This window comes from Acinetobacter sp. UBA6526 (assembly GCF_002434875.1).
Classification (GTDB): Bacteria; Pseudomonadota; Gammaproteobacteria; order Pseudomonadales; family Moraxellaceae; genus Acinetobacter; species Acinetobacter venetianus.
The window spans coordinates 1-471 of record NZ_DJLC01000201.1 but is presented as its reverse complement, the minus strand read 5'-3'; the positions used below and the strand labels follow the sequence as shown (position 1 = coordinate 471).

The 471-nt window shown below is 40.6% G+C and carries 1 pseudogene; it reads right to left on the bottom strand.

Annotated features, from left to right (window positions below):
* A pseudogene (carB, locus tag B4237_RS13590) lies at positions 1–471 on the bottom strand (carbamoyl phosphate synthase large subunit); the annotation flags it as partial.

The window sequence follows — 471 nt, the reverse complement described above, 5'->3', positions numbered from 1 at the left end:
AACTCAGCAGCACATGTATCAACACGTTTGTAAACAGGATATACACCCAAGTTCCAACGTTGTTTACGGAATTGCTTTTGTGAAATACCCATTAAGTTCGCAATGCGAAGGTCCGATAAACCTTTACGTTTGAATGAACGGATATTGTCAGCATTCAAGTCACCAAAACCTAAAGCTTTTACTTGAGCTTCAGTTTTAATGATGTCTTCGATTTGAATTAAGAACCAACGGTCAATTTTTGTTGCTTCAAATACGTCATCTAAAGAGAAACCGTGGCGGAATGCATCAGCAACGTACCAAATACGCTCTGGGCCAGGCACTTTTAGCTCTTTTAAGATGATGTCTTTGGCATTGGCTGTACCTGCTTCAACTTTTTCATCAAAGCCACATACACCAACTTCAAGACCGCGAAGTGCTTTTTGTACAGATTCTTGGAAGTTACGACCAATCGCCATTACTTCACCCACAGAT